This is a genomic window from Streptomyces sp. NPDC045021 (assembly GCF_056432645.1).
Map to the genome: position 1 here is coordinate 565,049 of NZ_JBWKIQ010000003.1, position 24,533 is coordinate 589,581.

The 24,533-nt window shown below is 70.1% G+C and carries 21 protein-coding genes and 3 tRNA genes; 13 read left to right on the plus strand and 11 right to left on the minus strand.

Annotated elements, in window-relative coordinates; all coding sequences use genetic code 11:
• Nucleotides 1–21: 21 nt before the first annotated feature.
• The 6 genes from AC07DC_RS13785 to AC07DC_RS13810 form a co-directional block, all read right to left on the minus strand.
• A complete protein-coding gene (locus AC07DC_RS13785) occupies nucleotides 22–2,043 on the minus strand; it encodes a hypothetical protein (protein ID WP_478914561.1) in 2,022 nt (673 codons plus the stop codon).
• Nucleotides 2,044–2,214: 171 nt separating this feature from the next.
• Complete coding sequence (locus tag AC07DC_RS13790) at nucleotides 2,215–2,688, minus strand: hypothetical protein (RefSeq protein WP_478914562.1); 474 nt, start codon at nucleotides 2,686–2,688, stop codon at nucleotides 2,215–2,217.
• Nucleotides 2,689–2,811: 123 nt separating this feature from the next.
• The gene (locus AC07DC_RS13795) at nucleotides 2,812–3,939 is read right to left on the minus strand and encodes a DUF2515 family protein (RefSeq protein WP_478914563.1); all 1,128 of its coding nucleotides are present in this window, start codon (nucleotides 3,937–3,939) and stop codon (nucleotides 2,812–2,814) included.
• A 398-nt stretch (nucleotides 3,940–4,337) separates the two neighbouring features.
• Nucleotides 4,338–4,411: transfer RNA gene (locus tag AC07DC_RS13800), tRNA-Ile, on the minus strand.
• A gap of 154 nt (nucleotides 4,412–4,565) precedes the next feature.
• Nucleotides 4,566–4,641, minus strand: a tRNA-Asn gene (locus AC07DC_RS13805).
• A gap of 5 nt (nucleotides 4,642–4,646) precedes the next feature.
• A tRNA-Asn gene (locus tag AC07DC_RS13810) sits at nucleotides 4,647–4,719 on the minus strand.
• Nucleotides 4,720–4,928: 209 nt separating this feature from the next.
• Between AC07DC_RS13810 and AC07DC_RS13815 the strand changes: the two genes are divergently transcribed.
• The 5 genes from AC07DC_RS13815 (at nucleotide 4,929) to AC07DC_RS13835 (ending at nucleotide 11,230) form a co-directional block, all read left to right on the plus strand.
• Nucleotides 4,929–5,225 carry a YtxH domain-containing protein gene (locus AC07DC_RS13815; RefSeq protein WP_478914564.1) on the plus strand — a complete coding sequence of 99 codons (297 nt, stop codon included), beginning with the start codon at nucleotides 4,929–4,931 and terminating at the stop codon, nucleotides 5,223–5,225.
• Between the two features lie 27 nt (nucleotides 5,226–5,252).
• Nucleotides 5,253–6,710: an FGGY family carbohydrate kinase gene (locus tag AC07DC_RS13820; protein ID WP_478914565.1), complete on the plus strand. Its 1,458-nt coding sequence runs from the start codon at nucleotides 5,253–5,255 to the stop codon at nucleotides 6,708–6,710.
• Nucleotides 6,711–6,779: 69 nt separating this feature from the next.
• Nucleotides 6,780–8,513 carry an ABC transporter ATP-binding protein gene (locus AC07DC_RS13825; RefSeq protein ID WP_478914566.1) on the plus strand — a complete coding sequence of 578 codons (1,734 nt, stop codon included), beginning with the start codon at nucleotides 6,780–6,782 and terminating at the stop codon, nucleotides 8,511–8,513.
• Nucleotides 8,514–8,554: 41 nt separating this feature from the next.
• Nucleotides 8,555–10,474, plus strand: a complete 1,920-nt coding sequence (locus AC07DC_RS13830; RefSeq protein ID WP_478914644.1) for an ABC transporter ATP-binding protein — start codon at nucleotides 8,555–8,557, stop codon at nucleotides 10,472–10,474.
• 156 nt (nucleotides 10,475–10,630) lie between these two features.
• On the plus strand, nucleotides 10,631–11,230 hold the full coding sequence (locus AC07DC_RS13835) for an SCO2400 family protein (protein ID WP_478914567.1): 600 nt from the start codon (nucleotides 10,631–10,633) through the stop codon (nucleotides 11,228–11,230).
• A gap of 135 nt (nucleotides 11,231–11,365) precedes the next feature.
• Here the strand turns inward: AC07DC_RS13835 and AC07DC_RS13840 are convergent, their stop codons facing one another.
• A complete protein-coding gene (locus AC07DC_RS13840; protein WP_478914568.1) occupies nucleotides 11,366–11,794 on the minus strand; it encodes a MarR family winged helix-turn-helix transcriptional regulator in 429 nt (142 codons plus the stop codon).
• A 113-nt stretch (nucleotides 11,795–11,907) separates the two neighbouring features.
• Here AC07DC_RS13840 and AC07DC_RS13845 point away from each other — a divergent pair, with 113 nt between their 5' ends.
• Nucleotides 11,908–12,915 (plus strand): NADP-dependent oxidoreductase, encoded by a 1,008-nt coding sequence (locus AC07DC_RS13845; protein WP_478914569.1) that lies wholly within the window; start codon nucleotides 11,908–11,910, stop codon nucleotides 12,913–12,915.
• 135 nt (nucleotides 12,916–13,050) lie between these two features.
• Nucleotides 13,051–13,479 (plus strand): organic hydroperoxide resistance protein, encoded by a 429-nt coding sequence (locus AC07DC_RS13850; protein WP_478914570.1) that lies wholly within the window; start codon nucleotides 13,051–13,053, stop codon nucleotides 13,477–13,479.
• Nucleotides 13,480–13,560: 81 nt separating this feature from the next.
• On the opposite strand, the gene AC07DC_RS13855 is transcribed toward AC07DC_RS13850, so the two are convergent.
• Entirely contained in the window at nucleotides 13,561–14,136 is a 576-nt protein-coding gene (locus AC07DC_RS13855) for a TetR/AcrR family transcriptional regulator (RefSeq protein ID WP_478914571.1), read from the minus strand.
• 149 nt (nucleotides 14,137–14,285) lie between these two features.
• On the opposite strand from AC07DC_RS13855, the gene AC07DC_RS13860 reads away from it, so the two are divergent.
• The 3 genes from AC07DC_RS13860 to AC07DC_RS13870 all read left to right on the plus strand — a co-directional run bounded on the left by AC07DC_RS13860 (nucleotide 14,286) and on the right by AC07DC_RS13870 (nucleotide 18,655).
• Nucleotides 14,286–16,772: a beta-glucosidase H gene (locus AC07DC_RS13860; protein WP_478914572.1), complete on the plus strand. Its 2,487-nt coding sequence runs from the start codon at nucleotides 14,286–14,288 to the stop codon at nucleotides 16,770–16,772.
• A 114-nt stretch (nucleotides 16,773–16,886) separates the two neighbouring features.
• Entirely contained in the window at nucleotides 16,887–17,723 is an 837-nt protein-coding gene (locus AC07DC_RS13865) for an EI24 domain-containing protein (protein ID WP_478914573.1), read from the plus strand.
• A gap of 83 nt (nucleotides 17,724–17,806) precedes the next feature.
• On the plus strand, nucleotides 17,807–18,655 hold the full coding sequence (locus tag AC07DC_RS13870; protein WP_478914574.1) for a class I SAM-dependent methyltransferase: 849 nt from the start codon (nucleotides 17,807–17,809) through the stop codon (nucleotides 18,653–18,655).
• Here the strand turns inward: AC07DC_RS13870 and AC07DC_RS13875 are convergent.
• Nucleotides 18,624–20,108, minus strand: coding sequence for an MFS transporter (locus AC07DC_RS13875; RefSeq protein ID WP_478914575.1), 1,485 nt, complete (start codon nucleotides 20,106–20,108; stop codon nucleotides 18,624–18,626). The genes AC07DC_RS13870 and AC07DC_RS13875 overlap by 32 nt on opposite strands.
• A gap of 113 nt (nucleotides 20,109–20,221) precedes the next feature.
• The gene (locus tag AC07DC_RS13880) at nucleotides 20,222–21,100 is read right to left on the minus strand and encodes an SGNH/GDSL hydrolase family protein (protein WP_478914576.1); all 879 of its coding nucleotides are present in this window, start codon (nucleotides 21,098–21,100) and stop codon (nucleotides 20,222–20,224) included.
• A 259-nt stretch (nucleotides 21,101–21,359) separates the two neighbouring features.
• On the opposite strand from AC07DC_RS13880, the gene AC07DC_RS13885 reads away from it, so the two are divergent.
• Entirely contained in the window at nucleotides 21,360–21,854 is a 495-nt protein-coding gene (locus tag AC07DC_RS13885; protein WP_164294043.1) for a DUF3145 domain-containing protein, read from the plus strand.
• A gap of 52 nt (nucleotides 21,855–21,906) precedes the next feature.
• Entirely contained in the window at nucleotides 21,907–22,782 is an 876-nt protein-coding gene (locus AC07DC_RS13890) for an NAD(P)-dependent oxidoreductase (protein ID WP_478914577.1), read from the plus strand.
• 23 nt (nucleotides 22,783–22,805) lie between these two features.
• Here AC07DC_RS13890 and AC07DC_RS13895 read toward each other — a convergent pair whose 3' ends face one another.
• The gene (locus AC07DC_RS13895; protein ID WP_478914578.1) at nucleotides 22,806–23,426 is read right to left on the minus strand and encodes a TetR/AcrR family transcriptional regulator; all 621 of its coding nucleotides are present in this window, start codon (nucleotides 23,424–23,426) and stop codon (nucleotides 22,806–22,808) included.
• 99 nt (nucleotides 23,427–23,525) lie between these two features.
• Here AC07DC_RS13895 and AC07DC_RS13900 point away from each other — a divergent pair, with 99 nt between their 5' ends.
• Nucleotides 23,526–24,485, plus strand: coding sequence for a beta-ketoacyl-ACP synthase III (locus AC07DC_RS13900; RefSeq protein ID WP_478914579.1), 960 nt, complete (start codon nucleotides 23,526–23,528; stop codon nucleotides 24,483–24,485).
• The last annotated feature ends 48 nt before the right edge of the window (nucleotides 24,486–24,533 follow it).

Consider the following 24,533-nt stretch of genomic DNA (forward strand, 5'->3'; position numbering starts at 1 on the left):
CTCTCCTGGGAATTCATGCCGTCAGTTGGAGTTGAAGCGGCCGGCGCCCAGGTCGAATCCATTGCCCATGTCGGTCTTGTAGAGATTCTCGATCTCGGGGTGGCTCTGGGCGATACCCGTCCACCAGCCTTCGAATTCCTGCTGGTCGTTGGTGCCGGGCCGGAAGGTGATGTTGCCGTTCGCCCACTCGGGGTGGTCCTTCGGCGGCTGGATCTTGTTCGAGCCCACGAGACCCTGCACGATCGAGACCCGCATCTGCGCGTAGTCGTCGAAGACGGTGACCTGCGCGTTGCTGTCCACGGTGGAGGCGTTGTTCGTGGAGAAGGCGGCGCTGGCGATCGGCAGCCCGCCCCAGATCGCGGCCTTCACGAAGTCCGCCGGAACGTTGTTGGTGGGAACACTCGCGACGAAACCGCCGACCACGTTGAGCCATTTGATCTCATTGACGTGGTCCGCGTCCGTCTTCGCGGCAGGGTCGTACTTCACCTTCTGTCCGGCCACGGACACCTCACCGCGCAACTCCGCGAGGTTCGACAGGAACGCCTTGGCCTGCGGGCTGTCGGAGCCGCGGGCGAAGGTCATGGCGACCTGGGCGTTGATCGCGTTCACCACGTTGGTGCCGTCGTCGTGGGTCTGCATGATCTCGCTGAAGAAGTTCTTCATCGTGTCCCGGCTGGCGTGCAGCATGTACGTACCGTCCTGGCCCGGCTGGATCACGTAGGCCCCGTCGCCGTTCTTGCCGTCGGTCGAGTACGCGAAGTCCGGCACGTAGGCCGAGAAGACCTGCGAGAGGGCGTGGGTGATGCCGGTGGGAGTCCCGTAGTTGTCCCTCTCCAGGTCCTTCCGGTCCTTCTCCAGGTCGTATTCGGCCGCCCCCGCGTTGACGATGTTCGAGGCGGCCTCCGTCGACTCCTTCGGATGGCCCACGCGGTCCATCGTCGCGGCAGTGATGACCGCGGCCGGGAACTTGGCGTCGTCGAAGGACGAGCCCGGGGTGTGCCATTTGTAGCTGACGAGGGTCTTGGCGTGGTTGGCGCCGTTCGGCCCGGTGAGGATCAGTCGTGAGGCGTCCGCGTTCTCGCTGACGCGCTGCATGAGGGCGATGGACGGATCGTTGGCGTCGATGCCCTGGATGTTGTAGGCGTGGTCCGTCAGGTTTCCGCCGTCGCGGTAGTCGACGCCCAGGCCGAGCTTCGTGTACCAGGCGTGCCGGTCGCCGACGTACGTGCCACCCGGGTTGTACGTGCCCGGCGCCTCGTAGGCGGGCCGCATCTCGTGCGTCGCACGGAAGTCGAGCATCGCGCCGCCGACGTCGGAGAGCACCTTCGGGTCCCATTTGTCGCCGGAGGGACCGTACTTGAAGAGCATGCCGACCGACCACATGTCGTCGTCGGCGGGCTTGGTCAGCTTTGCCAGTGCGCCCGGGGGCAGCTGGATCTTGCCCTGCGCGGCGAGTGAGGTGGCCGCCTGCACCCCCTGGCCGAAGCGGGCGAGGATCGCCTCGGAGTCCTTGTTCAGCACGACGCCGTCATGCGTGCCGTCCTGCTTGTGCAGGATCTCTGCCGCGCGCGTCGCCTGGTCCATGCCACCGAACCACATGAAATTCTGCAGATAGGCAGGATCATCCTGGTGATCGGCGAGCGACTGGGAGACTTCTATGATCGTCGCCCGCGAGGATGGATCCTTCGGGTTGTCCAGAGCCTGCTTGAGGTTGAGTGCCTCCTGCGATCCCTCTCGAGATGTGTCGATCTTGGACACGTCCCACGGGATGGAGACCCAGTCCTTGTGGGGGTCGTTCGGGGCAGTGATCCGCTGACCGTGCAGCAGGTTCAGCGCCTCGTCCGCGCGGCGCGCCATGTCGCGGGCGTCGGCCCGTATCTGGATGGTCTGCTGCGAGAGCAGCGCCTGGTTGATCGTCCCCTGCCATGAGTTGAACCGCTGCTTGATGTTCGGTCCCTCACGATCCAGCGTGTCCGCCAGATCCTTCAGACGATCGGCCAACAGTCGGACCCGATGCGGATCGACCCCCGCGAACTCACTCATGCTGTCTTCCCCGTATCTCAGCATCCCCGTGGACGTCATCGGCCAACGGACGTGAGCCCGTTGGCCGAGACCTACCAACACTAGATCGTCAGGGTTCGGTGAATGGCAAAGCGGGTGTCAAGGGTGCGTATGGGGCGCGTGGTGCTCAGGTCCGCTCCACGCGAGGGGTTCTCATCCCTCCGACGTGGACCAGTAGATGGAGAGGTCGATGAAGGTCGGCTTCTTCTCGTCGAAGGAGTAGAGCAGGGAGGCGTCGATCGCCGGTGTGCCCGCCGTATGGGTGGTGGGTGACATTCCCGTGGTGGAGTTGATTTCCTCGTGGCCGGCGGCGCGGCCGCTGGTGCGCTGCTGGTACCACCGCTCCAGATTGACCGTCGGTAGCTTCAGCTCCGCGGCCAGCGCCGTCGCCGCCTTGTACACGTCGTCCGTGCTCATCTTCGGATAGATGATGTCGATGGAGTTGATGCGTCCGGTGTCCGAATCCGCGTCAAGGCGAAGCATGTGCTTCCCCGTCAGATGCACTCCGCCCTGCAGCGTAATATCGTATTCGGTTTCCGGGATCTCCCACGAACTCTTGCTCTTGGACGACCAGTTCACATCCGACTTGGTGTGGCTCTTGCTCAGATCCCACTTAACGGAACTCACGGAACCGGACTCCTCCGAGTTGCTGCAGGCGGATCCCAGAAGCAGGAAGGAAAGGGCCGCCAGGACGGGCAGGGAACGGGTGGGTCGAAACGCTGGGTAGCGGGTGGGTCGAATCACTGGGGATCAGCCCTCGCCTTCAAGGGTAATGCGACGGAACTCCTTGGCGCGCTGGTTCAGCGGCAGGGCGATGAGCCGCTTGGCCTCGCCGGGATCGTCGCGGAGCAGGCGCTGGTAGGCGGGCAGCATGTCATTGCTGATCCAGTCCCAGCGATCGTCCGTGTTGGTGACCTGGTTGAACGGATAGCCAACAAACCCGTGCGAGTACGATTTGAAGCTCTTGCTTCCCGGAATGGGGGACGACGTCATGTTGTCCAACTCGGTTGCGAAAAGGAAGCCGACCGGCCCGTCGTGGTGGTAGACCTCCGAATAGTACGGCGGCAGGATCTTCTTCTGCTCCCGCATGAGCAGGGCCTTGTTTCCCTCGGAGACCCGCTGTGGGTCTCCCGAGTCGATGCCCTTCCAGGCGTCGACGGACCGTGAGTCGATCCGGCCCTCCTGCTTGAGGGCGTTGATGGCGTCCATCCCACCGTCGAGATAGGCGGCGTGCTGGGCCCCCATGTCGAGAAAGATCTGCTTCTGCATCTGGAGGAACTTGTTGTTGAACCACGTGGCTTCATCGGTGCTCATGCCCATGAGGGGGGAGAAGGCCCCGGCCTCGTCATGGTGGTTGATCAACACATCGAGGTCCTGCATTCCCGCGTAGACGGTTCCGCCGGCGAGCTTGGCCATCCCGGCCCATTGCAGATTCGGATTCTGCTGCCACATGCGCGCGTACCAGGCGTAGACCGCTTTGACGTTCGCGTCGTTCGGCCCCAGGCCCTTCGACGGATCCCACGTCGTGGGGTCGACTCCCGCAGCGATCATCGCCTTCGCCGTGTAGAAGTCGGTGACGGACGGGACGCCGGGCTGCCCCTGAAGTTCCCAGATGGGGTGGGCCGGGTGGCCCGACGTGTCATCGAGCAGGACGAGAACCGCGTCGGATATCTGGACCAGGCCGGTCCTGTCGTGCTCCATGATCTTGGCGAGGTCGCGGCGGCGCCGGAGGCTCGGGAGCTGGTCCTGTGCCCAGTTGCCCAGCAGGATCAGCTCGTTGAGGGGGGCCTGATCGATCCCGTACCGGGCGAACCTCGCCTTGATGGACGCGGCCATCGTCACCAGCGTCCTGGAGTCCTTCTCCACGGAGCTGATCATTCCGTTGAGTGTGTCGGGATCTATGCCCGAGAAGTCGCCCATTCTTCCCCCCGTTTGTCACCGTAACCGGACGTATCGTCCGCCCCGTTGACGGTAATGCACCCCATCTGATCTTGCATCGAATTCTGATCTTGTGTCGATGCGGCGGGTCCTGGCCGGCTCCGCCCGTGGCAGGACCCGCCCCGTAGCTGGCTCCGCCCCAGGCGCCGATGGGCAGGGCGATGCGCGAGAGGTGGGTCGAGGGGTCTTCGACGGCCGGGGGAGCCTCCACCACGAGGGCCGGTGACGAGGGTGGTTGCCGGGCCGGTGGAAGGGGCCCGCCGCGAGGGCCGTCACATCTTCGTGAGGATGACGCGGCACGGCACAGGCCGCAACGATTCTGCTCCAGCAGGCCAGGGTGGGGCGGGTGGGACTCGAACCCACGACCGACGGATTATGAGTCCGCTGCTCTAACCGGCTGAGCTACCGCCCCGTACGACACGCCACACGCGCCGTCTGCCGCAGCATAGCTGCTCATACGATCTGTCGCCCTCGCGGGTCGCAGACGCATCACTGAGTGGACCTCGTTCCGGGGGCGGGTGGTTCCCGGGAAACGAAAGAGGACCCCAACGGGGTCCTCTTGTCGTTGGCTCCCCCGACTGGACTCGAACCAGTAACCCTCCGGTTAACAGCCGAATGCTCTGCCAATTGAGCTACAGGGGACCGCGCTCCCCCGACTGGACTCGAACCAGTAACCTGCCGGTTAACAGCCGGCTGCTCTGCCAATTGAGCTACAGGGGATTGCGCTGCTGCACCGAGGTACGCCCACGTCCGGACCAACCGGACGGCGCGCGCTCGCTGCGAGACATACATTAGCGCAAGTGGGGGGGTGCTTCGCCAACCCCTATCGCCGGGGTTGTCGTCCGGCTACAGCGGGTAGGCGCGAAGCACAGTCCACAGGACGGCCCGGAGGGCCGGACCCGGTACGAGTACGAGGAAGGGTGGAGCCCATGCGCTACCGGCTGACGTTCATCACCGGAGCCGTCGTCGGGTACGTGCTCGGGGCGCGGGCCGGGCGGGAGCGGTACGAGCAGCTGCGCAAGAGCGCCCAGCGGATCGCGCAGAACCCGGCGGTGCGCAATGCCGCCGAGAGCGCGGCGCAGACCGGGCGTGGGGTCGCGGTGAAGGCCGCCGACGCCGTCGGGTCCAAGGTCGGCGACAAGATGCCGGAATCGGTGACCGCGCGGGTCAGGGCGCTGCGCGGCCGGGGTGCCGCGGAGGACGACTGGGGTACCTCGAACACCTGACGGGTTCGTGCGGCATCATCTCCCCTTATGGGGAAAGTCGCGGGCATCGACAGTTCGACCGCAGGTACCACCGTCGTCGTGTGCGACACGGACACCGGCGAGGTGCTCCGGCAGGGGTACGCGCCCCATCCCGTGGAGGGCGAGGGCGACCGGTCGGGCAAGCCGGCCGAGATCGATCCACAGTCCTGGCTGCTGTCGCTCGGCGAGGCGGCCAAGGACGGCGTGCTCGAGGGCGTCCTTGCGATCGGTATATCCGGGCAGCAGCAGGGGCTGCTGGCGCTCGACGCCGGTGGCGTGCTGGTCCGCCCGGCGCTGCTGCGCGCCGACAAGCGGGCACAGCCGCAGGCCGTGGACCTGACCGAGGCGCTCGGCGGTCAGGCGAAGTGGGCGCAGGCCGTTCAGTCCGTGCCGCAGGCCGCGCACCCGGTGGCGAAGCTGCGCTGGCTGGCGCAGCACGAGCCGGCGGCGGCGCAGCGCACCGCGGAGGTGCTGCTGCCGCACGACTGGCTGGTCTGGCAGCTGCTGGGCCGGCCGCAGCGGCGGACGACCGACCGCGGCGACGCGTCCGGCACGGGGTACTGGTCGGCGGCCACCGGGGAGTACCGGCCCGATCTGGTGGAGCTGGCGCTCGGGCACCAGGTGGCGCTGCCGCACGTGCTGGGCCCGGCGGAGCCGGCCGGTCAGACCCCCGAGGGGCTGCTGATCTCGGCGGGGACCGGCGACACGATGGCCGCCGCGCTCGGCCTGGGCGTCGGCCCCGGTGACGCGGTGGTCTCGCTGGGCGCCTCCAGCACCGTCTTCGCGGTGCACGACGAGTCGCTGACCGATCCCTCCGGGACCATCACCTCCTTCGCGGACGCCACCGGTCGCCATCTGCCGTTGCTCCGCACCCGCAACGCGGTGCGCGTGCTGCGCGCGACCGCCGAGCTGCTCGGCACGGACCTCGCGGGGCTGTCGGATCTGGCGCTGAGCTCCACACCGGGCGCCTACGGGCTGGTGCTGCTGCCGTACCTGGAGGGCGAGCGCACCCCCGACCTGCCGCACAGCGCCGGCACGCTGACGGGGCTGCGGCGCGAGAGCATGAAGCCCGAGCACCTGGCGCGGGCCGCCTTCGAGGGCATGCTGTGCGGGCTCGCGGACGCGCTGGACGTGCTGCGCCGGCGCGGGGTCGCGGTGCGGCGGATCTTCCTGCTGGGGGCGGCCGCCGAGCTGCCCGCCGTGCAGGCGATCGCGCCGGCGCTCTTCGAGGCGCAGGTGGTCGTGCCGCAGCCGGGGGACTACGCGGCGCTGGGCGCGGCCCGGCAGGCGGCGTGGTCGCTGGGCGTGGTCCTCGGATCCGGGACGGCGCAGGAGCCGCCGGCCTGGCGGAGCGGCGCGCACCAACTCCTGGAGCCTGGCGACGACCTGCCAGTGGGACAGGCGGTACGCCAGCAGTACACAGCTGTTCGGGAGCAGACCCACCCCGGGGCCTTTACCGAGGTTTAAACGAGTGCGGGGCCCGGATGTCGGAAGATAGGATCGCTCGCCGATCAAGCCGACTCTGAGAGATTCCGTGTGCTGATCCGAATCCTGCGCACCCACCTGCGCCCGTACCAGCGACCCATCACCCTGCTCGTGCTGCTCCAGCTCGTGCAGACCATCGCCACGCTGTACCTCCCCACGCTCAACGCCGACATCATTGACAACGGTGTCGTCAAGGGCGACACCGGATACATCCTGCGGCTCGGCGGCATCATGATCGCGGTCACCGTGCTCCAGGTGGTGTGCGCGGTCGGCGCCGTGTTCTTCGGCGCCCGGACGGCCATGGCCGTGGGCCGGGACATCAGGGCTTCCATCTTCGACCGGGTGCAGAGTTTCTCCGCCCGCGAGGTGGGGCAGTTCGGCGCCCCGTCGCTGATCACCCGCACCACCAATGACGTCCAGCAGGTCCAGATGCTGGTGCTGATGACCTTCACCCTGATGGTGTCGGCGCCGATCATGTGCGTCGGCGGCATCATCATGGCGCTCGGCCAGGACGTGCCGTTGTCCTCGCTGCTGCTGGCCGTGGTGCCGGTGCTCGGCATCCTCATCGGGCTGATCGTCCGCCGGATGCGGCCGCTCTTCCGCACCATGCAGGAGCGCGTCGACACGGTGAACCGGGTGCTGCGCGAGCAGATCACCGGCATCCGGGTGATCCGGGCGTTCGTGAAGGACGACTACGAGAAGCGGCGCTTCGCCGGCGCGAACGACGAGCTGACGGATGTGTCGCTGGAGACCGGACGGCTGATGGCGCTGATGTTCCCCGTCGTCATGACGGTGGTGAACGTCTCCAGCGTCGCGGTGATGTGGTTCGGCGCACACCGCATCGACAGCGGCGGCATGCAGATCGGCGCCCTGACCGCGTTCCTCAGCTATCTGATGCAGATCCTGATGTCCGTGATGATGGCCACCTTCATGTTCATGATGGTGCCGCGCGCCGAGGTCTGCGCGGAGCGCATCGAGGAGGTCCTCGCAACCGAGTCGAGCGTCGTTCCGCCGCTCGCGCCCGTGACGAAGCTGCTCCGGCACGGCCACCTGGAGCTGCGCGGCGCCGACTTCAGCTACCCGGGCGCCGAGGCGGCGGTGCTGCGCGGCGTCGACCTGGTCGCCAGACCGGGGGAGACCACCGCGGTGATCGGGTCGACGGGCAGCGGCAAGAGCACCCTGCTGGGGCTCGTCCCGCGGCTCTACGACGCGACCGGCGGCGAGGTGCTCGTCGACGGGACCTCCGTCCGGGACCTGGCCCCCGCGCTGCTCGCCGAGACCGTCGGCCTCGTACCGCAGAAGCCGTACCTGTTCTCCGGGACCGTCGCGTCCAACCTGCGCTACGGCAAGCCCGACGCGACGGACGAGGAGCTGTGGCGCGCGCTGGAGGTCGCGCAGGCCCGTGGCTTCGTGGAGGAGCTGGAAGGCGGCCTGGACGCCCCGATCGCGCAGGGCGGCACCAACGTCTCCGGCGGCCAGCGGCAGCGGCTCGCCATCGCCCGGGTGCTGGTGCGCCGGCCCGAGATATACCTCTTCGACGACTCCTTCTCCGCGCTCGACTACGCGACGGACGCGGCCCTGCGAGCGGCGCTCGGCCGGGAGACCGCCGAGGCCACCGTCGTGATCGTCGCGCAGCGGGTGAGCACCATCCGGGACGCCGACCGCATCATCGTCCTCGACGAGGGTCAGGTGGTGGGCACCGGAACGCACAGCGAACTCATGTCGGAGAACCCGACCTACCGGGAGATCGTGCTCTCCCAGCTCACCGAGCAGGAGGCAGCATGACCACCCCGGCAAAATCCGCGCCCCGCCGCGGTCCCGCGCCGCTGGCCGGGCCCGCGCGCTTCATGGGCGGCGGGCCGGTCGAGCGGTCGATGGACTTCAAGGGCTCGTTCCGGCGGCTGATCCGTCTGATGCGCCCGGACCGGCTCTTCCTCTACCTGGTGCTGGCGCTGGGCACCGCGAGCGTGACGCTCTCCGTGCTGGGCCCCAAGATCCTGGGCCACGCCACCGACCTGATCTTCGCCGGGGTGATCGGGGAGCAGTTCAAGGCCGGGACCACCAAGGCGCAGGCGATCGAGACCATGCGGCAGCACGGCCAGGGCCAGGTCGCCGACCTGCTCTCGGCGGTGGACTTCACGCCGGGCCAGGGCATCGACTTCGGGGCGGTGGGCAGCGTGCTGCTGACCGTCCTGGGGATCTACGTGGCCGCCGGGCTGTTCAGCCTGGTCCAGATGCGGACCGCCACCGGCATCATCCAGCGCACCGTCTACCGGCTGCGCGAGGACATCGAGGCGAAGCTGTCACGGCTGCCGCTGTCCTACTTCGACCAGCAGCCGCGCGGTGAGGTGCTCAGTCGCGCCACCAACGACATCGACAACATCGCGCAGACGCTGCAGCAGACCATGGGCCAGATCGTGAACTCGCTGCTCACGATCATCGGCGTGCTGGTGATGATGTTCTGGATCTCGCCGCTGCTGGCACTGGTCGCGCTGGTGACGGTGCCGGTGTCGGTGGTCGTGGCCACGGCGGTCGGCAAGCGCGCGCAGCCGCAGTTCGTCCAGCAGTGGAAGACCACCGGCAAGCTCAACGCGCACATCGAGGAGATGTACACCGGCCACTCGCTGGTGAAGGTCTTCGGGCGGCAGGACGAGTCCGCCGAGGCCTTCAGGGTGCAGAACGAGATGCTCTACCGGACGGGCTTCAAGGCGCAGTTCATCAGCGGGATCATCCAGCCCGCGATGATGTTCATCGGGAACATCAACTATGTCCTGGTGGCGGTCGTCGGCGGGCTGCGGGTCGCGACCGGCGCGCTGTCCATCGGCGACGTCCAGGCGTTCATCCAGTACTCCCGGCAGTTCAGCCAGCCCCTCACCCAGGTGGCGAGCATGTCCAACCTGGTGCAGTCCGGGGTCGCTTCGGCCGAGCGGGTCTTCGAGCTGCTGGACGCCCCCGAGCAGCACGCGGACCCGGCGGACGCCGCCCGGCCGAAGCAGCTGCTCGGCCGCGTGGCCCTGGAGAAGGTGGCGTTCCGGTACGAGCCGGACAAGCCGCTGATCGAGGACCTGTCGCTGTGCGTCGAGCCCGGTCACACCGTCGCGATCGTCGGTCCGACCGGCGCGGGCAAGACCACGCTGGTCAATCTGCTGATGCGGTTCTACGAGGTGACCGCAGGCCGGATCACCCTGGACGGGGTGGACATCGCCGCGATGTCCCGCGAGGACCTGCGCTCCGGCATCGGCATGGTGCTGCAGGACACCTGGCTCTTCGGCGGCTCCATCGCGGAGAACATCGCCTACGGGTCGGAGGGCCGCACCCAGGAGCAGATCGAGGAGGCGGCGCGGGCGGCGCACGCCGACCGGTTCATCCGCACCCTCCCGGACGGCTACGACACGGTGATCGACGACGAGGGCTCGGGGGTCAGCGCGGGCGAGAAGCAGCTCATCACCATCGCGCGCGCGTTCCTGTCCGACCCGGTGATCCTCGTCCTCGACGAGGCGACCAGCTCGGTCGACACCCGTACCGAGGTGCTGATCCAGCGCGCCATGGCCACCCTGGCGCACGGCCGGACCAGCTTCGTCATCGCCCACCGGCTGTCCACGATCCGCGACGCGGACGTGATCCTGGTGATGGAGTCCGGCTCGATCGTGGAGCAGGGCACGCACAGCGAACTGCTGGCCGCCGAGGGCGCCTACGCCCGGCTCTACGCGGCGCAGTTCGCGCAGGCGGTGGCGGAGGTCGACTGAGGCAACGCCCCTCCTGCGGCTGCCCGATGACGTCCGGGTGGCCGCGGAAGGGGACCGGATTGTCCGGCAACGCCCCTACGGGGCCGCGATCTTCCCAGAAGTTTCACACGATCGCATTCACCCGTGACCTGAGGGCCGCATAGCGTCCCAACCACAATGGACTACTGCTACTCGTGCCGACGGCACCTCAACGGAGCCCTGTCGTGCCCCGGGTGCGGCACGCCCGTGGAACAGCTCGTCATCCCCGTGGACCCCGCACCCGCGTCCGGCGCACCGGCCGTCCTCCCGGAGCCGGACCACGAGGGTGGCCGGGCCGCACGGCGCCGCGCACCGCGCCGCCGTGCGCGGCGCCGCGGCAGGGCCCGGCTACTGACGGGAGCCGGGGTCGGCCTGGTCCTGGTCGTCTGCACGGCCGCGGCACTGTCGTCGGGGACCTTCGCGAGCGGACCGGAAGCGGACAACGGCCCCTCGCAGGCGCCCGCCGGGGACTCCATCCCGCAGGCCGGCGCGTCCAGCCCCACCCCGCGGCACAGCACCGCCCGGCCGGCCCGCTCGGCCCCGGCCTCCAGGGCGAGCACCTCCGGCACCCCGTCGGGCTCGCCGTCCGCGACGGCGTCCAGGACGCCGACGTCGTCGTCATCGCCGACCAGCCGGCGCCCGACGGCGCCGACGACCTCGGACTCGCCCTCGCCGACCCGGCCGCCGAGCCCGACACACAGCCCGAGCTGCAAGCCCGTCCTGTGGTGGTGCGGGTAGAGAGTCCCCAGCCAAGAGCTACCGCTGGGAGGTACGCCCCCAGCTACCGCTGGGAGGTGCCCCCAGAGCCAGCCCTGGGAGGTGCCCCCAGAGCCAGCCCTGGGAGGTGCCCCCAGGGCTGATGCCGGGTGGCCGTCAGGTCAGCATGCGCTTGAGCAGATCGCGCAGCGAGGTGCGCTCCGCCTCGGAGAGCCCGGCCAGCGGCGCGCGGGCGAAATTCAGCGCGCTGCGCAGCCGGGCCGCCGTCTCGTGGCCCTCGTCGGTGGCCGCGGCCAGCTTGATGCGGCGGTCGGCCGGGTCGGGCCGGCGCTCGGCGAGCCCGCGGGCCTCCAGGCGGTCGACGATCCCGGTGATGTTGGACGGCTCACATTTGAGCTGCTGGGCGATGTGCCGCATGGGCAGCGGCTCACGTGACAGGAGCGCCAGGACGCGGGCCTGCGCACCGGTGAGCTGGTGGTTTGCGGCGGCCTCCTCGTACTCCTCGTGGTAGCGCGCCACGACCGTGGCGATCAGGTCGACCACTTCGAGGGTCAGGGGGTCAGTACGTTGAGGCGTGGGGGACATGTGCCACAGCGTACCCCCGGTTACTTGACAACCTCAAACATCAAGGTCCATCGTTATTTGAGGAAATCAATCTTTGCCGTAGTCAAGCTATGGCGGACGGAGGCATCCCCCTCATGCCGAAGAGTCGTGAATGGCACCTGGTAGCCCGCCCCCACGGGTGGCCGACGACCGATGACGTCGCCCTGCGCGAGGTCGAGACGGCGGAGCCGGGCCCCGGCCAGATCGTCGTCCGCAACCTCCACCTGTCGGTGGACCCGTACATGCGCGGCCGGATGAACGACGTGAAGTCGTACGCGCCGCCGTACGCCCTGGACGAGCCGATGGCGGGCGGCGCGGTCGGCCGGGTCACCGCCTCCAATGCCGACGGGTTCGCGGTCGGCGACCACGTCCTGCACGGGCTCGGCTGGCGCGAGTACGCGGTGCTGGACGCGGCGCACAGCGTGAAGGTCGACCCGCAGGCGGCGCCGCTCAGCGCCTATCTGGGCGCGCTCGGCATGCCGGGCCTGACCGCCTACGCGGGACTGCTGGAGGTCGCCTCGTTCACCGAGGGCGACGCGGTCTTCGTCTCCGGCGCGGCCGGCGCGGTCGGCAGCCAGGTCGGCCAGATCGCCAAGCTCAAGGGCGCCTCCCGGGTGGTCGGCAGCGCCGGCTCGGACGAGAAGGTCAAGCTCCTCGTCGAGGAGTACGGCTTCGACGCCGCCTTCAACTACAAGAACGGCCCGGTGGCCGAGCAGCTGAGGAAGGCCGCCCCCGACGGGATCGACGTCTACTTCGACAACGTCGGCGGCGAGCACCTGGAAGCCGCGATCAGCTCCTTCAACCTGCGGGGCCGTGCCGTGCTGTGCGGCGCCATCGCCCAGTACAACGACACCGAGGCCTCGGGCGGGCCGCGCAACCTCGCGCAGATCATCGGCAAGCGGCTGCGGCTGCAGGGCATGCTCGTGGGTGACCACGCCGCGCTGCAGGGGCAGTTCGTGCAGGAGGTCGGCGGCTGGATCCGGGACGGCAAGCTGCGGTACCGCGAGACGGTCGTCGAGGGCATCGAGAACAACTTCGAGGCGTTCCTCGGCGTACTGCGCGGCGACAACACCGGAAAGATGATCGTCACCCTGCCGGAGTGATCGCCGGGTCCCGGTCGCCATGAGCGGCCGGGGCCCTCTTGAAGGGACCGGCTAAGCTCTTCAACAAATTGTTGCGACCGTGGGCGCGAGTCGTGGCGATGCACGCGAGTGCACCAACCAGGAGGGGTTCTTTTCATGACCATCCAGTCCGTAGACGTCCTGTACACCGCCGTCGCGACCGCCGAGAACGGCCGTGACGGCCGGGTCGCCACCGACGACGGCAAGCTCGACGTCGTCGTCAACCCGCCGAAGGAGCTGGGTGGCAACGGCGCCGGCACCAACCCGGAGCAGCTGTTCGCCGCCGGTTACAGCGCCTGCTTCCAGGGCGCCCTCGGTGTGGTGGCCCGCCAGGAGAAGGCGGACATATCCGGCTCCCGGGTGACCGCCAAGGTCGGCCTCGGCAAGACCCCGGCCGGCGGCTTCGGCCTCACGGTCGAGCTCGCGGTCTCGATCCCGAACGTGGACGCGGCCACCGCGCAGTCGCTCGTGGAGAAGGCGCACCAGGTGTGCCCGTACTCCAACGCGACGCGCGGCAACATCGACGTGGCGCTGACCGTCGTCTGATCCCCGCCCGGCCATCGGCGCGGGTAAAAGGCACACGGGTAAGGGCCGCACCCCCAGGGGTGCGGCCCTTACCCGTGTCCGTCAGCCGCTCCGCGTGGTCGCGCCCAGCAGCGCGACGAAGTCCCGGAACGCCGCCGCCATGTCCACCGCCTCCGGATCCAGCAGCCACTGCACCTGCAGGCCGTCCATGACGGCGACGAGCAGTGGCGCCGCCCGCTCCGGGGTGAGGCCGCCGGGCAGCCGGTCCCCGAACTCCGCGCGCAGCATGTCGGCCGCGCCCTCGCGCACCCAGCGGTAGCGCTCCTCGAAGTACGAGCGGGCCGGATGGTCCTCGGTGACGCTGTCGCCCGCCAGGACCGTGAAGGTCTGCACGATGCCGGGTCGGGTCACGTTGTACTCGACCAGCGAGGTCAGCATCTCCAGCGGCCACGTCGTGCCGTGCAGTGCGGTGGAGGCCACGTCCCACTGGTCGCGCGCCGCCAGCACCGCGACCAGGAGCGCCTCTTTGGTCGGGAAGTAGTGCAGCAACCCCTGCTGGGTCAGGCCCACCCGCTCGGCCACCGCGCCGAGGGACGCCCCGCGGTAGCCGCGTTCGGCGATCACTTCCACCGCGGCCTGGATGATCTCCGCCCGCCGGTCTCCGGTCGTTCTGGACACCGTGCCCCCTTCGTTTCGGCCGTGAGCCTAATCCAACCTGGTCGCTGAAAGATTTCGATAACGTATGGATAACTTACCCTACCGATCTACAGGTAGGTGGGGTGAGGATGGGCGGAGGGACGACACCGAGGGACGACAGGGAGCAGACGATGACGGAGACCGGGCGCACGACCATCGAGGAAGCGGTGGAGGCCGCGCTGGGCAAGCTGGATCTGGACGCCAAGGCGCGGCTGCTGTCCGGCCAGGACATGTGGACGCTGCCCGCGCTGCCGGAGATCGGCCTCGGCTCGCTGGTGATGTCCGACGGCCCGATCGGCGTGCGCGGGGTGCGCTGGACCGCCGACGACCCGTCGATCGCGCTGCCCAGCCCGACCGCGCTCGCCGCGACCTGGGACCCGGAGCTGGCCCGCAGGGCCGGCAACCTCCTCGCGCAGGAGGCCCGCCGCAAGGGCGTACACGTCCTGCTCGCGCCGACGGTGAACCTGCACCGCTCCCCGCTCGGCGGACGGCACTTCGAGGCGTACTCCGAGGACCCGTACCTCACCGGGGCGATCGGCACCGGCTATGTGGCGGGCGTGCAGGCGGGCGGCGTCGGCACCACCGTCAAGCACTTCGTGGCCAACGACGCGGAGACCGAGCGTTTCACCGTCGACAACGTGGTCGGTGCCCGCGCGCTGCGCGAGCTGTACCTGGCGCCGTTCGAGGCCATCGTCAAGAACGCCCACCCGTGGGGCATCATGTGCGCCTACAACGGCGTCAACGGCACCACGATGAGCGAGCACCACTACCTGCAGAACGTGGTGCTGCGCGGCGAATGGGGCTTCGACGGCTACATCGTCTCCGACTGGATGGCCGCCCGCGACACCGTCGGCACCATCAACGGCGGCCTGGACGTGGCCATGCCCGGCCCGCGGACCGTCTACGGCGAGGCGCTGGCCGCCGCCGTCCGGGACGGGAGCGTCGACGAGCCGGTGGTCGACGAGGCCGTCCGCAACGTGCTGCGGCTCGCCGCCCGCGTCGGCATCCTGGAGGGCGTCCCGGCCGCCGTCGCCGCAGCGGACCGCCCGGCCGGGATCGACGGCGAGGCGCTGGCCCGCGAGATCGCCCGCCGCGCCTTCGTCCTGGTGCGCAACGAGACCGTCGCCGGCGGCGGCCGCGCGCTGCCCATCGACGCCTCGGCCGTCCGTAGCATCGCCCTGATCGGCGCCGCGGCCCGCGACGCCCGGGTGCTCGGCGGCGGCTCCGCGCAGGTCTTCCCCGACCACATCGTCTCCCCGCTCGACGGCCTGCGCGCCGCGCTGCCCGAGGGCTTCGCGCTCGGCTACGCGGTCGGCGCCGACCCCAGCGACGAACTCTCGGTCGCCGACAAGGGGTTCACGCTGCGCGCCGTCGCCCGCGACGCCGAAGGCCGCGAGCTCGGCTCGGAGCGGATGCCCAACGGCATGGTGCAGTGGCTTGGCGACATGCCGGAGGGCGTCAGCTACGACGCGGTGACCACCGTCGAGGCGACCGGCACCTTCACCCCGCGCGAGAGCGGCGCGCACGCGTTCGGCACCCGCGGCCTCGGCGGCTTCCGGCTCGTCGTCGCCGGGACCGGGCTCTTCGACGGCGAGCAGTCCGCCGACCACGCCGACCCGTTCGAGGCGTTCTTCGGCTCCCCGGTGCCGCGCGGCACCGTGGAACTGACCGAGGGCGAGACCGTCGAGGTCAGCCTCACCTACACCGTCGCGAAGTTCGCCGACGCCCCGATCCAGGCGATCGGCTTCTCCTTCGTGCACGGCGAGCCGGAGCGCGACCCCGACCAGCTGATCGAGGAGGCCGTCGCGGCCGCCGCCGCGGCCGAGACGGCGATCGTGGTCGTCGCGACCACCGAGCGCGTCGAGAGCGAGGGCTTCGACCGCACCGATCTGCGGCTGCCCGGCCGCCAGGACGAGCTCGTCGCCCGGGTCGCCGCCGCGAACCCGCGCACCGTCGTCATCGTCAACTCCGGCTCGCCGGTGGAGATGCCGTGGCGCGAGGACGTCGCCGCGGTGCTGCTCGGCTGGTTCCCCGGCCAGGAGGCCGGCGCCGCGCTCGCCGACGTCCTGCTCGGCGCCGAGGAGCCGGGCGGCCGGCTGCCCACCACCTGGCCCGTCGCCCTCGCGGACGTGCCAGTCGCCCAGGTCACCCCGCAGGACGGCACCCTCTCCTACGACGAGGGCGTCTTCATCGGCTACCGCGCCTGGGAGGAGGCCGGCGCCACCCCCGCGTACGCCTTCGGCCACGGCCTGGGATACACCGACTGGGCCTACGAGTCGGCGGAGTTCGAGCGCGGCGAGGGTGAGGGCGACGCGCTCGGCACGCTCACCGTCCGCGTCCGCAACACCGGTTCGCGGACCGGCCGCGAGGTCGTCCAGGTCTATCTGGCCCCCGCCTCCGACGCCGTCGAGCGACCGGCCCGCTGGCTGGCCGGCTTCGCGTCCGTCGAGGCAGGACCCGGCGAGAGCGTCGAGGCCGTCGTCGAACTCCCGCGCCGCGCCGCCGAGGTGTGGGACGAGGCGGACGGCGACTGGCTGCTCGTCCCCGGGCACTACGAGGTCGAGGCCGGCCGCTCGGTCGCCGACCTCCGGGTGAGCGCCCCGCTGGACCTCGCGTAACGCCCGCGCGCCACACGGCGGGGACCCATGACGGGGGGCGGGGCGCCCTGACGCGCCCCGCCCCTTCCACCCTCCCTGGCCGGGCTGTCGGGCCGAGTCGTTAGGGTGACGCCCATGCGTGATCTCACGACCGGTGTGAAGTACTTCCTGGAAGGCCAGCGCTGGGTGGCGCGGCACCGGAGGTGGTGGGGATTCGGGCTGCTGCCCGGCCTGATCGCCCTGGTCCTCTACATCGCGGCGCTCGTCGCCCTCGGCTTCTGGGCCGACGACCTCTCCTCCTGGGCGACGCCGTTCGCGGACGGCTGGGACACCCCGTTCCGGTCGCTGCTGCGCTGGACGCTGACGGTCATCGTCTTCAGCGGCGGGTTGCTGCTGGCGATGGTGACCTTCACCGCCGTGGCGCTGCTGATCGGTGACCCGTTCTACGAGTCGCTCTCGGAACGCGTCGAGGAGATGGAGGGCGGCGCCCCGCCCAAGCCCGACATCCCGCTCTGGCGCGAGATCCTCACTTCGGTGCGGGACAGCCTGTCCGTGCTGGCGCGGGTCGTGGCCTTCGGGCTGGTGCTCTTCGCCTGCGGCTTCATCCCGGTGGTCGGCCAGACCGTCGTCCCGGTCGTGGGCTTCTGCGTCTCCGGCTTCTTCCTGACCACGGAACTGACCTCGGTGGCGATGCAGCGCCGCTCCGTCCCGCTGCGGACCCGGCTGCGGCTGCTGCGCGGGCGGCTCCCGCTGGCCCTCGGATTCGGGGTGCCGCTGGTCCTGCTCTTCCTGGTACCGGTCATCGCCGTCTTCGCGATGCCGGGCGCGGTCGCGGGCGCCGCCCTGTTGGTGCGCGAACTCGTTCCGGCTCCGGACGATCCGGACGCCGATCCGGACGACGCCGGTCCGGTACCTGACGAGGATCTTGACGAAGACAATGACGACGCGACGGGAACCGTTCCGGCCTCCTAGACATGTCCATGCGAGAGACCGCATCGACATGGGGGGGAACCCAGTCCATGCGGAGGACCGCAGTGACATGGGAGGGGATCTTCATGCCGGAGCGCACGAACCAGTACGACGAGAACGAGCAGAGTTACCGGACGTACTGGCAGGACCGGAGCTACGAGCACGATGCCGAGGTCGCCGCGCTCCGCTCGCTCCTGGACGGCCGGCGGTTCGGCCACGCGGCCGACGTGGGCGGCGGCTACGGCCGTCTCGTCCCCGTGCTCCGGGAGTTCGCCGACCACGTCACGCTCGTCGACTCCAGCAAGAGGCAGCTCTCGGACGCCGAGGAGTTCCTCGCCGGCCAGAGCAATGTCTCGATGCGGCTGATGAGCGCGGGCCGGCTCGACATGGACGAGGCCGGCGTCGACCTGGTCACGATGATCCGCGTCATGCACCACCTGCCCGACCCGGTGCCCGCCCTGACCGAGATCGCCCGGCTGCTGCGACCCGGCGGTATCGCCATCGTCGAGAGCGCCAACCTCGCGCACGCGGCCAACCGCGTCCGCTACGCCGCCCGCCGGCAGCGCATCCCCACCGAGCCGGTCGACATCCGCTCCGCCGAGAACCGCGAACGGGACTCGATCCCCTTCGTCAACCACCACCCGCGCAAGGTCGCCGAGCAGCTCGCCGAGGCGGGCCTGACGGTGGAGCGGACACTGTCCGTCTCCAATCTGCGCAGCGGCACGCTGAAGAAGTCGTGCCCCACCAGGCCCTGGTCCGCGCCGAGGGCGCTCTCCAGTCGCCGCTGGCGCGGCTGTCGTTCGGCCCCAGCATCTTCTTCCTGGCGCGCAAGGCGGGGTGACAACGTCGCGGAGCTCCCCCGGCGGTGGCCGGGGGAGCTGCGGGATGTCGGTCGGACGGCTGTCAGACGAGGGCGAGTTCGCGGTCGGCCGTGACGTCCGCCTCCGCTTCCTCCGTGGCGCGGACCGTCTTCGGCAGGAAGAAGCCGAGGACGAAGGCCAGCGCGATCAGTCCCACCGTGCACAGTGCGGTTGTCCCGGCCGCGTCCAGCGCGGCGTCGATGTGGCCGGCGGGACCCGGCTTCGCGTCGCTGAGGATGTTGAAGAAGACGGTGCCGAGGACGGCGAAGCCGAGCGTCATGCCGAGCTGCTGGAGTGCCTGCAGGGTGCCCGAGGCGGAGCCGATCTCGTGGCCGTCGACGCCGTTGAGGATGATGTCGAAGAGCGGCACGAAGATCATGCCCATCCCGGCGCCGCCGACCAGCAGTGGGGCGGTGAAGTCCCAGTCGGTGATGTCCGCGCCGGCCCACTGGAAGACGCCGTAGAGGGCGAGCAGCCCGCCGCCCATCAGGATCAGGCCGAGGTGCAGGATGCGGCGGCCGAGGCGGACCATCATGATGCCGCCGAAGGCGGAGCCGAAGAGTGCGCCCAGCGCCCAGGGCGCCGTGGTCAGGCTGGAGTGCAGGGCCGTGTAGCCGAGGCCGAGCTGCAGGAAGATGCCGAGGGTCAGGATCATGCCGCCCATGGACGCGGTGAAGGCGATGGCGAACGCGACGCCGGAGACGTAGGCCCGCTTGGTGAAGACGCTCGGCTCCACCAGCGGCGTGCGGCCCGAGCGCTTGCGCAGGACCTGGTAGCGGGCGAAGACCGCCAGGACCGGCAGCGAAGCGACGAGCATCACCAGCACCCAGCCGGGCCAGCCCAGTTCACGGCCCTGCACCAGCGGAAAGACCAGCAGGAAGGCGCCGGTTCCGGCGAGCAGCACGCCGGGGAGATCCAGCCGCGAGCCGCGGGCGGTCGGAGCCACGTCCGGCAGGTACTTCCAGCCCATCACGAACGCGAACGCGCCGATCGGCAGGTTGATGCCGAAGATCATGCGCCAGCCGGTACCGAACAGGTCCGCGTGGATCAGCACTCCGGCGATGATCGGGCCCATCACCGCGGACAGCCCCATCAGCGGCCCGAAGATCCCCCACGCCTTCTTCATCTCGGAGGTCGGGAACAGGTCCCGGGTCAGCCCGAAGCCCTGCGGCAGCATCACCGCGCCGCACACCCCCTGCGCGATCCGCGCCACGATCAGCATCTGCGGCGACTGCGCCCCCGCGCACATCATCGAGGTGAGCGTGAACCCGGCGATCCCGGCCAGCAGGACCCGCTTGCGGCCGTACATGTCGCCGAGCCGGCCGCCGGTGAGCAGCGCGACGGCCATGGCGAGGGTGTAGCCCGCCGCGATCCACTGGAGGTCGGCGTACGAGCCGCCAAGTCCGGTGCGGATCGCGGGCGCCGCGACATTGGCGACGGTCGAGTCCAGCAGGTCCATGACGCTCGCCGCGATGACGGCGGTGTACCCGAGCCAGCGGTACCGGTGAAGTGCGTTCTTCGTGTCCATGAGCAGTACGTTACGGACCCATGCGGTCAGCTTCTGTCCGCAAGGAACAGGGGAGTTGGACGGGTTCGCCGCGGCTTCCGTACGGATCTTCTACGGGCTTTTCTGCGGCTTCTCTACGGCTTGGCGAAGGCCGCCGTGTAGAGGATCCGGGCGAGCTGCGCCTGCCCCTGGGCGTTGGGGTGGAACCAGTCCCAGCTGCTCAACTCGTCCGACGTGAAGCGGTAGTCGAAGACCGCCCCGCCGTCGTAGCGGCAGTGCTCGTACTTCGCGCAGACCTCCTTGAGGACCCGGTTGTACGCCACCACCCGCGCCCGGACCGCGTCCCGCCGCGTCTGCGCGCTCTCGGTCACCGAGTCCGCGTCGCGCAGCATCGAGGGGCAGATGCCGAGCTTCCAGATCTGCTTGCCGAGCGGGTTCTCCTTGCCCACCTCCCACAGCCGCTTGAGGTCGGGGATGCTCGCCACGAACACCTGCGATTTCGGCAGCGCGCTGTGCAGCCCGGTCATCGCCCGGGTGAAGTCGGCGCGGAAGTCGGCCACCGGTGTCATGTCGGCGACGGAGTCGCGGCAGGCGTCGTTGGAGCCCATCAGCACCGTCACCATCGACGGCTTCCTGGCGGCGGCGGCCACCGCCTGGTCCGGCAGATCCGACATCCGGGCGCCGCTCTTGGCGAGGTTCCAGCTGTTGGCGACGCCGGCCCCGGCCAACACCCGCCCGGCGAAGCTGTCCACTTGGGTCCGCGTACCGGTGACCCAGGAGACCTCGGGGCAGTCGGCCAGCAGGGAACAGGCGTCGAAGCCACGGGTGATGGAATCGCCCAGCGCGGCGATCGACGCGGGGTGCGCGTTCCACGTGGGGGTGGGCCTGGGAACAGGTGAGCGGGCGGCGGAGGCGGCCGGCTTCTCGTGCGGTGAAGGTCCCCCGTCGGAGCATCCGGCCAGCAACAGGGAGGCGGCGGCAGCGGCCAGACAGCCTCTCAGGAACTGTCGCATCCGGTAATCGCCTCCGACGAGTGGGTGACATCTGCTACGAGCCCGACGGTACGTCACTCCTGTGGAGACGCCGCACGGTAGCTTTTCCCTGACAGCCAGGAGAATCCGGTGGGAGGTTTACCGAAGCCCAGTTGGCAGTAGTTAACTCTTGTCCTGTTTGTTATCAATGGTGCAGAATATCTAATGTTGCCCCGGAAGCAGCCGGTTCGGGCGTGAGGCCGCTGGGGAAGGCGAACCTCGTCCCACACTGGAGGTACCGGTGACGACACGTGGAGTTCTGTACGTTCACTCCGCACCGCGCGCGCTGTGCCCGCACGTCGAATGGGCCGTCGCGGGCGTCCTCGGCGTGCGCGTAAGCCTCGACTGGATCCGCCAGCCCGTCTCACCGGGCACCTGGCGGGCCGAGTTCTCCTGGCAGGGAGAGCCCGGTACGGCCTCGAAGCTGGCGTCCGCCCTGCGCGGCTGGCACCTGCTGCGCTTCGAAGTCACGGCCGAACCCTGCCCGGCCGCCGAAGGGGAGAGATACAGCTGCACCCCCGAACTCGGCATCTTCCACGCCGTCACGGGCATGCACGGCGACATCCTCATCCCCGAGGACCGGCTCCGCGCCGCGCTCCAGCGGGCCCGCACCGGTGAGGCGGATCTGGAGACCGAGGTCGCCCGGCTGCTGGGCAAACCGTGGGACGACGAGCTCGAACCGTTCCGGTACGCGGGCGAGGGCGCACCGGTCCGCTGGCTGCACCAGGTCGTGTGACGCCCGCCCGCGCCCCTGCCGTATGTCCCGCCGCGGGGTCTAACGTGCCGGTATGGACGACACACTTTCCGTAGCGGTGCTCGGCACCGGCCTCATGGGCTCTGGCATGGCGCGCAACCTCGCCGCCGCCGGCCTCGAAGTCCGCGCCTGGAACCGCACCCTCGCGCGCGCCGAGCCGCTGGCCGCCGACGGGGTGCACATCACCGGCGACCCGGCCGAGGCGGTCCGCGGCGCGGATGCCGTCGTCACCATGCTGCTTGACGGCCCGTCCGTGCAGCACACGATGCGCAAGGCGTCGCCCGGGCTGCGCGAGGGCGTGGTGTGGGCCCAGATGAGCACGGTCGGCCCCGACGCGCTGGCGCCGCTGGTGGCCCTCGCCCGGGAGCGCGGCGCGCACTTCGTCGACGCGCCCGTGCTCGGCACCCGCTCGGCCGCGGAAGCGGGCCAGTTGACGGTACTGGCCGCCGGACCCGGAGCCGCCCGACCGGTGGCGGACCGGGTCTTCGACGCGATCGGGCGCAAGGTGATGTGGCTGGGCGACGACGGTGGGCAGGGAACGGCCAGCAGCCTCAAACTGGTGCTCAACAGCTGGGTCCTGGCGGTCACCAACGGCGCCGCCGAGGCGATGGCCCTCGCCAAGGGCCTGGACGTGGACCCCGAGCGCTTCTTCGAGGCGCTCGGCGGCGGCCCGCTCGACCTGCCCTATCTGCATCTGAAGGCCGAGGCGATCCTCAGCGGCGACCTCGCGCCGAACTTCACGGTCGACGGCGCGCTGAAGGACGCCCGGCTCATCGTCGCCGCGGGCGAGGCGCACGGCGTTCGTCTGGACATGGCCGCCGCGGGCGCGGAACGCTTCAGCCGCGCGGCCGGCCAGGGGCACGGCGGCAAGGACATGGCGGCCTCGTACTTCGCGAGCTTCGACACGTAGGGCCGGCCGGGCCGGGGCCCGGCTCAGCGCGCGGCGGGCCCGTTCAGCAGGCGCGCCACCGCGCGGCGGGTGCGGTCGGGGGCGGTCGCGTCGCCGAAGAGCTGCACCATGTGGTTGAGGCTGTAGAAGATCCCGGTCAGTTCGAAGACCAGCTGATCGGGGTCGGTGTCGTCCGGCAGTTCGCCCGCCGCCACCGCGTGCCGGATGTCGGCCAGCAGCCGGTGGCGCCACGTCAGATGGAGCTTCACCACGGCGTCCCGTACCGGGCCGGGCAGGCGGGCGTCGAACTCCACGGCCGAGGTCGTGAAGAGGCAGCCGCCGGGGAACGTCGCGCGTTCGCGGTCCAGGTACGTCGTCCACGCCTCGCACATCGCGCGCAGCCGGGCCAGCCCCGGCTCGGTGTCCGCGGCCGGTTCCCAGACCGACCGGGAGAACACCTCGGACGCCCGGCGCAGGGCGGCGAGCTGCAGGGCCTCCTTGGTGCCGAAGTGGCCCAGCAGCCCCGACTTGCTGATGCCGAGGTCGGTGGCGAGCCGGCCGATCGTCAGCCCCTCCAGACCGTCGACCGAGGCCACCGCGATGCTGCGCTCGACGATGCGCTCACGGGTGCGGTGCGCCTCGGCGGCCGACTTTCTGGGACTCATGCCCCCATCGTATCGGTCCTCGGAGCGCTTTTAGAGTCCGACCGGTCGGACGTTATATTGATCGGCACTGCCACCGAGCACCGATCCGAGGAGTCAGCCATGTGGGAATCAGCCGGAAGCCGCATCGCCGCCATGGGCCACTACCAGCCAAGTGAGGTCCTCACCAACGACGACCTCGCCGGCCTCGTCGACACCAGCGACGAGTGGATCCGGCAGCGCACCGGCATCGAGACCCGCCATGTCGCCCGCCAGGAATCGGTCACCGACCTGGCCGCCGCGGCCGGCGGCAAGGCGCTCGCCGCCGCCGGGCTCGACCCCGCCGACATCGGGCTGGTCGTCGTCGCCACCTCCAGCGCCATCGACCGCTGCCCCAGCGTCGCCGCGCAGACCGCGGGCCGGCTCGGCATACCGGCGGCCGCCGCGTACGACCTCAACAACGCCTGCACGGGCTTCGTCACCGCCCTCGCCACCGTGGACCATTCGCTGCGCGCCGGAGCCGCGCACCACGCGCTCGTCATCGGCGCCGAGAAGATGTCCGACCTCACCGACTGGACCGACCGCACCACCTGCGTGCTCCTCGGCGACGGCGCGGGCGCCGCGGTCGTCAGCGCCCAGGAGACCCCGAGCGCCGGCGCGGGCATCGGCCCCGTCGTCTGGGGATCCGACCCCTCCCGCGGGGACGCCGTCCGCCTCCAGGACGACTGGCAGCCGCGCTTCCGGCAGAACGGCCAGACCGTCTTCCGCTGGGCCACCACCGAGTTGGCACCCGTCGCAGTCGAGGCCTGCCGCCGCGCCGGCCTCACCCCCGCGGACCTGGGCGGCATCGTCACCCACCAGGCGAACCTGCGGATCATCGACTCGCTGGTGCGTCAACTGGACGCCCCGCAGGCCGTGGTGGCCCGCGATGTCACGGTCTCCGGCAACACCTCCGCCGCCTCGATCCCGCTGGCGCTCTCCAAGCTCGTCGAGGACCGTACGATCCCGCAGGGCGCCCCGGTGCTGCTGCTGGGCTTCGGCGGCGGCCTGTCCTGGGCCGCTCAGGTGGTGGCCTGCCCGTAGCGGGATAGCGGGAAAGCGAGAACGGCCCGTTCCCCGGTCGGTGAACCG

Excerpts from the sequence above, each read along its gene's own strand:
- AC07DC_RS13785 (WP_478914561.1), bottom strand. The coding sequence starts at position 2,043 with ATGAGTGAGTTCGCGGGGGTCGATCCGCATCGGGTCCGACTGTTGGCC.
- AC07DC_RS13795 (WP_478914563.1), bottom strand. The coding sequence starts at position 3,939 with ATGATCAGCTCCGTGGAGAAGGACTCCAGGACGCTGGTGACGATGGCC.
- AC07DC_RS13815 (WP_478914564.1), top strand. The coding sequence starts at position 4,929 with ATGCGCTACCGGCTGACGTTCATCACCGGAGCCGTCGTCGGGTACGTG.
- AC07DC_RS13820 (WP_478914565.1), top strand. The coding sequence starts at position 5,253 with ATGGGGAAAGTCGCGGGCATCGACAGTTCGACCGCAGGTACCACCGTC.
- AC07DC_RS13835 (WP_478914567.1), top strand. The coding sequence starts at position 10,631 with ATGGACTACTGCTACTCGTGCCGACGGCACCTCAACGGAGCCCTGTCG.
- AC07DC_RS13840 (WP_478914568.1), bottom strand. The coding sequence starts at position 11,794 with ATGTCCCCCACGCCTCAACGTACTGACCCCCTGACCCTCGAAGTGGTC.
- AC07DC_RS13845 (WP_478914569.1), top strand. The coding sequence starts at position 11,908 with ATGCCGAAGAGTCGTGAATGGCACCTGGTAGCCCGCCCCCACGGGTGG.
- AC07DC_RS13850 (WP_478914570.1), top strand. The coding sequence starts at position 13,051 with ATGACCATCCAGTCCGTAGACGTCCTGTACACCGCCGTCGCGACCGCC.
- AC07DC_RS13860 (WP_478914572.1), top strand. The coding sequence starts at position 14,286 with ATGACGGAGACCGGGCGCACGACCATCGAGGAAGCGGTGGAGGCCGCG.
- AC07DC_RS13865 (WP_478914573.1), top strand. The coding sequence starts at position 16,887 with ATGCGTGATCTCACGACCGGTGTGAAGTACTTCCTGGAAGGCCAGCGC.
- AC07DC_RS13870 (WP_478914574.1), top strand. The coding sequence starts at position 17,807 with ATGCCGGAGCGCACGAACCAGTACGACGAGAACGAGCAGAGTTACCGG.
- AC07DC_RS13875 (WP_478914575.1), bottom strand. The coding sequence starts at position 20,108 with ATGGACACGAAGAACGCACTTCACCGGTACCGCTGGCTCGGGTACACC.
- AC07DC_RS13880 (WP_478914576.1), bottom strand. The coding sequence starts at position 21,100 with ATGCGACAGTTCCTGAGAGGCTGTCTGGCCGCTGCCGCCGCCTCCCTG.
- AC07DC_RS13890 (WP_478914577.1), top strand. The coding sequence starts at position 21,907 with ATGGACGACACACTTTCCGTAGCGGTGCTCGGCACCGGCCTCATGGGC.
- AC07DC_RS13895 (WP_478914578.1), bottom strand. The coding sequence starts at position 23,426 with ATGAGTCCCAGAAAGTCGGCCGCCGAGGCGCACCGCACCCGTGAGCGC.
- AC07DC_RS13900 (WP_478914579.1), top strand. The coding sequence starts at position 23,526 with ATGTGGGAATCAGCCGGAAGCCGCATCGCCGCCATGGGCCACTACCAG.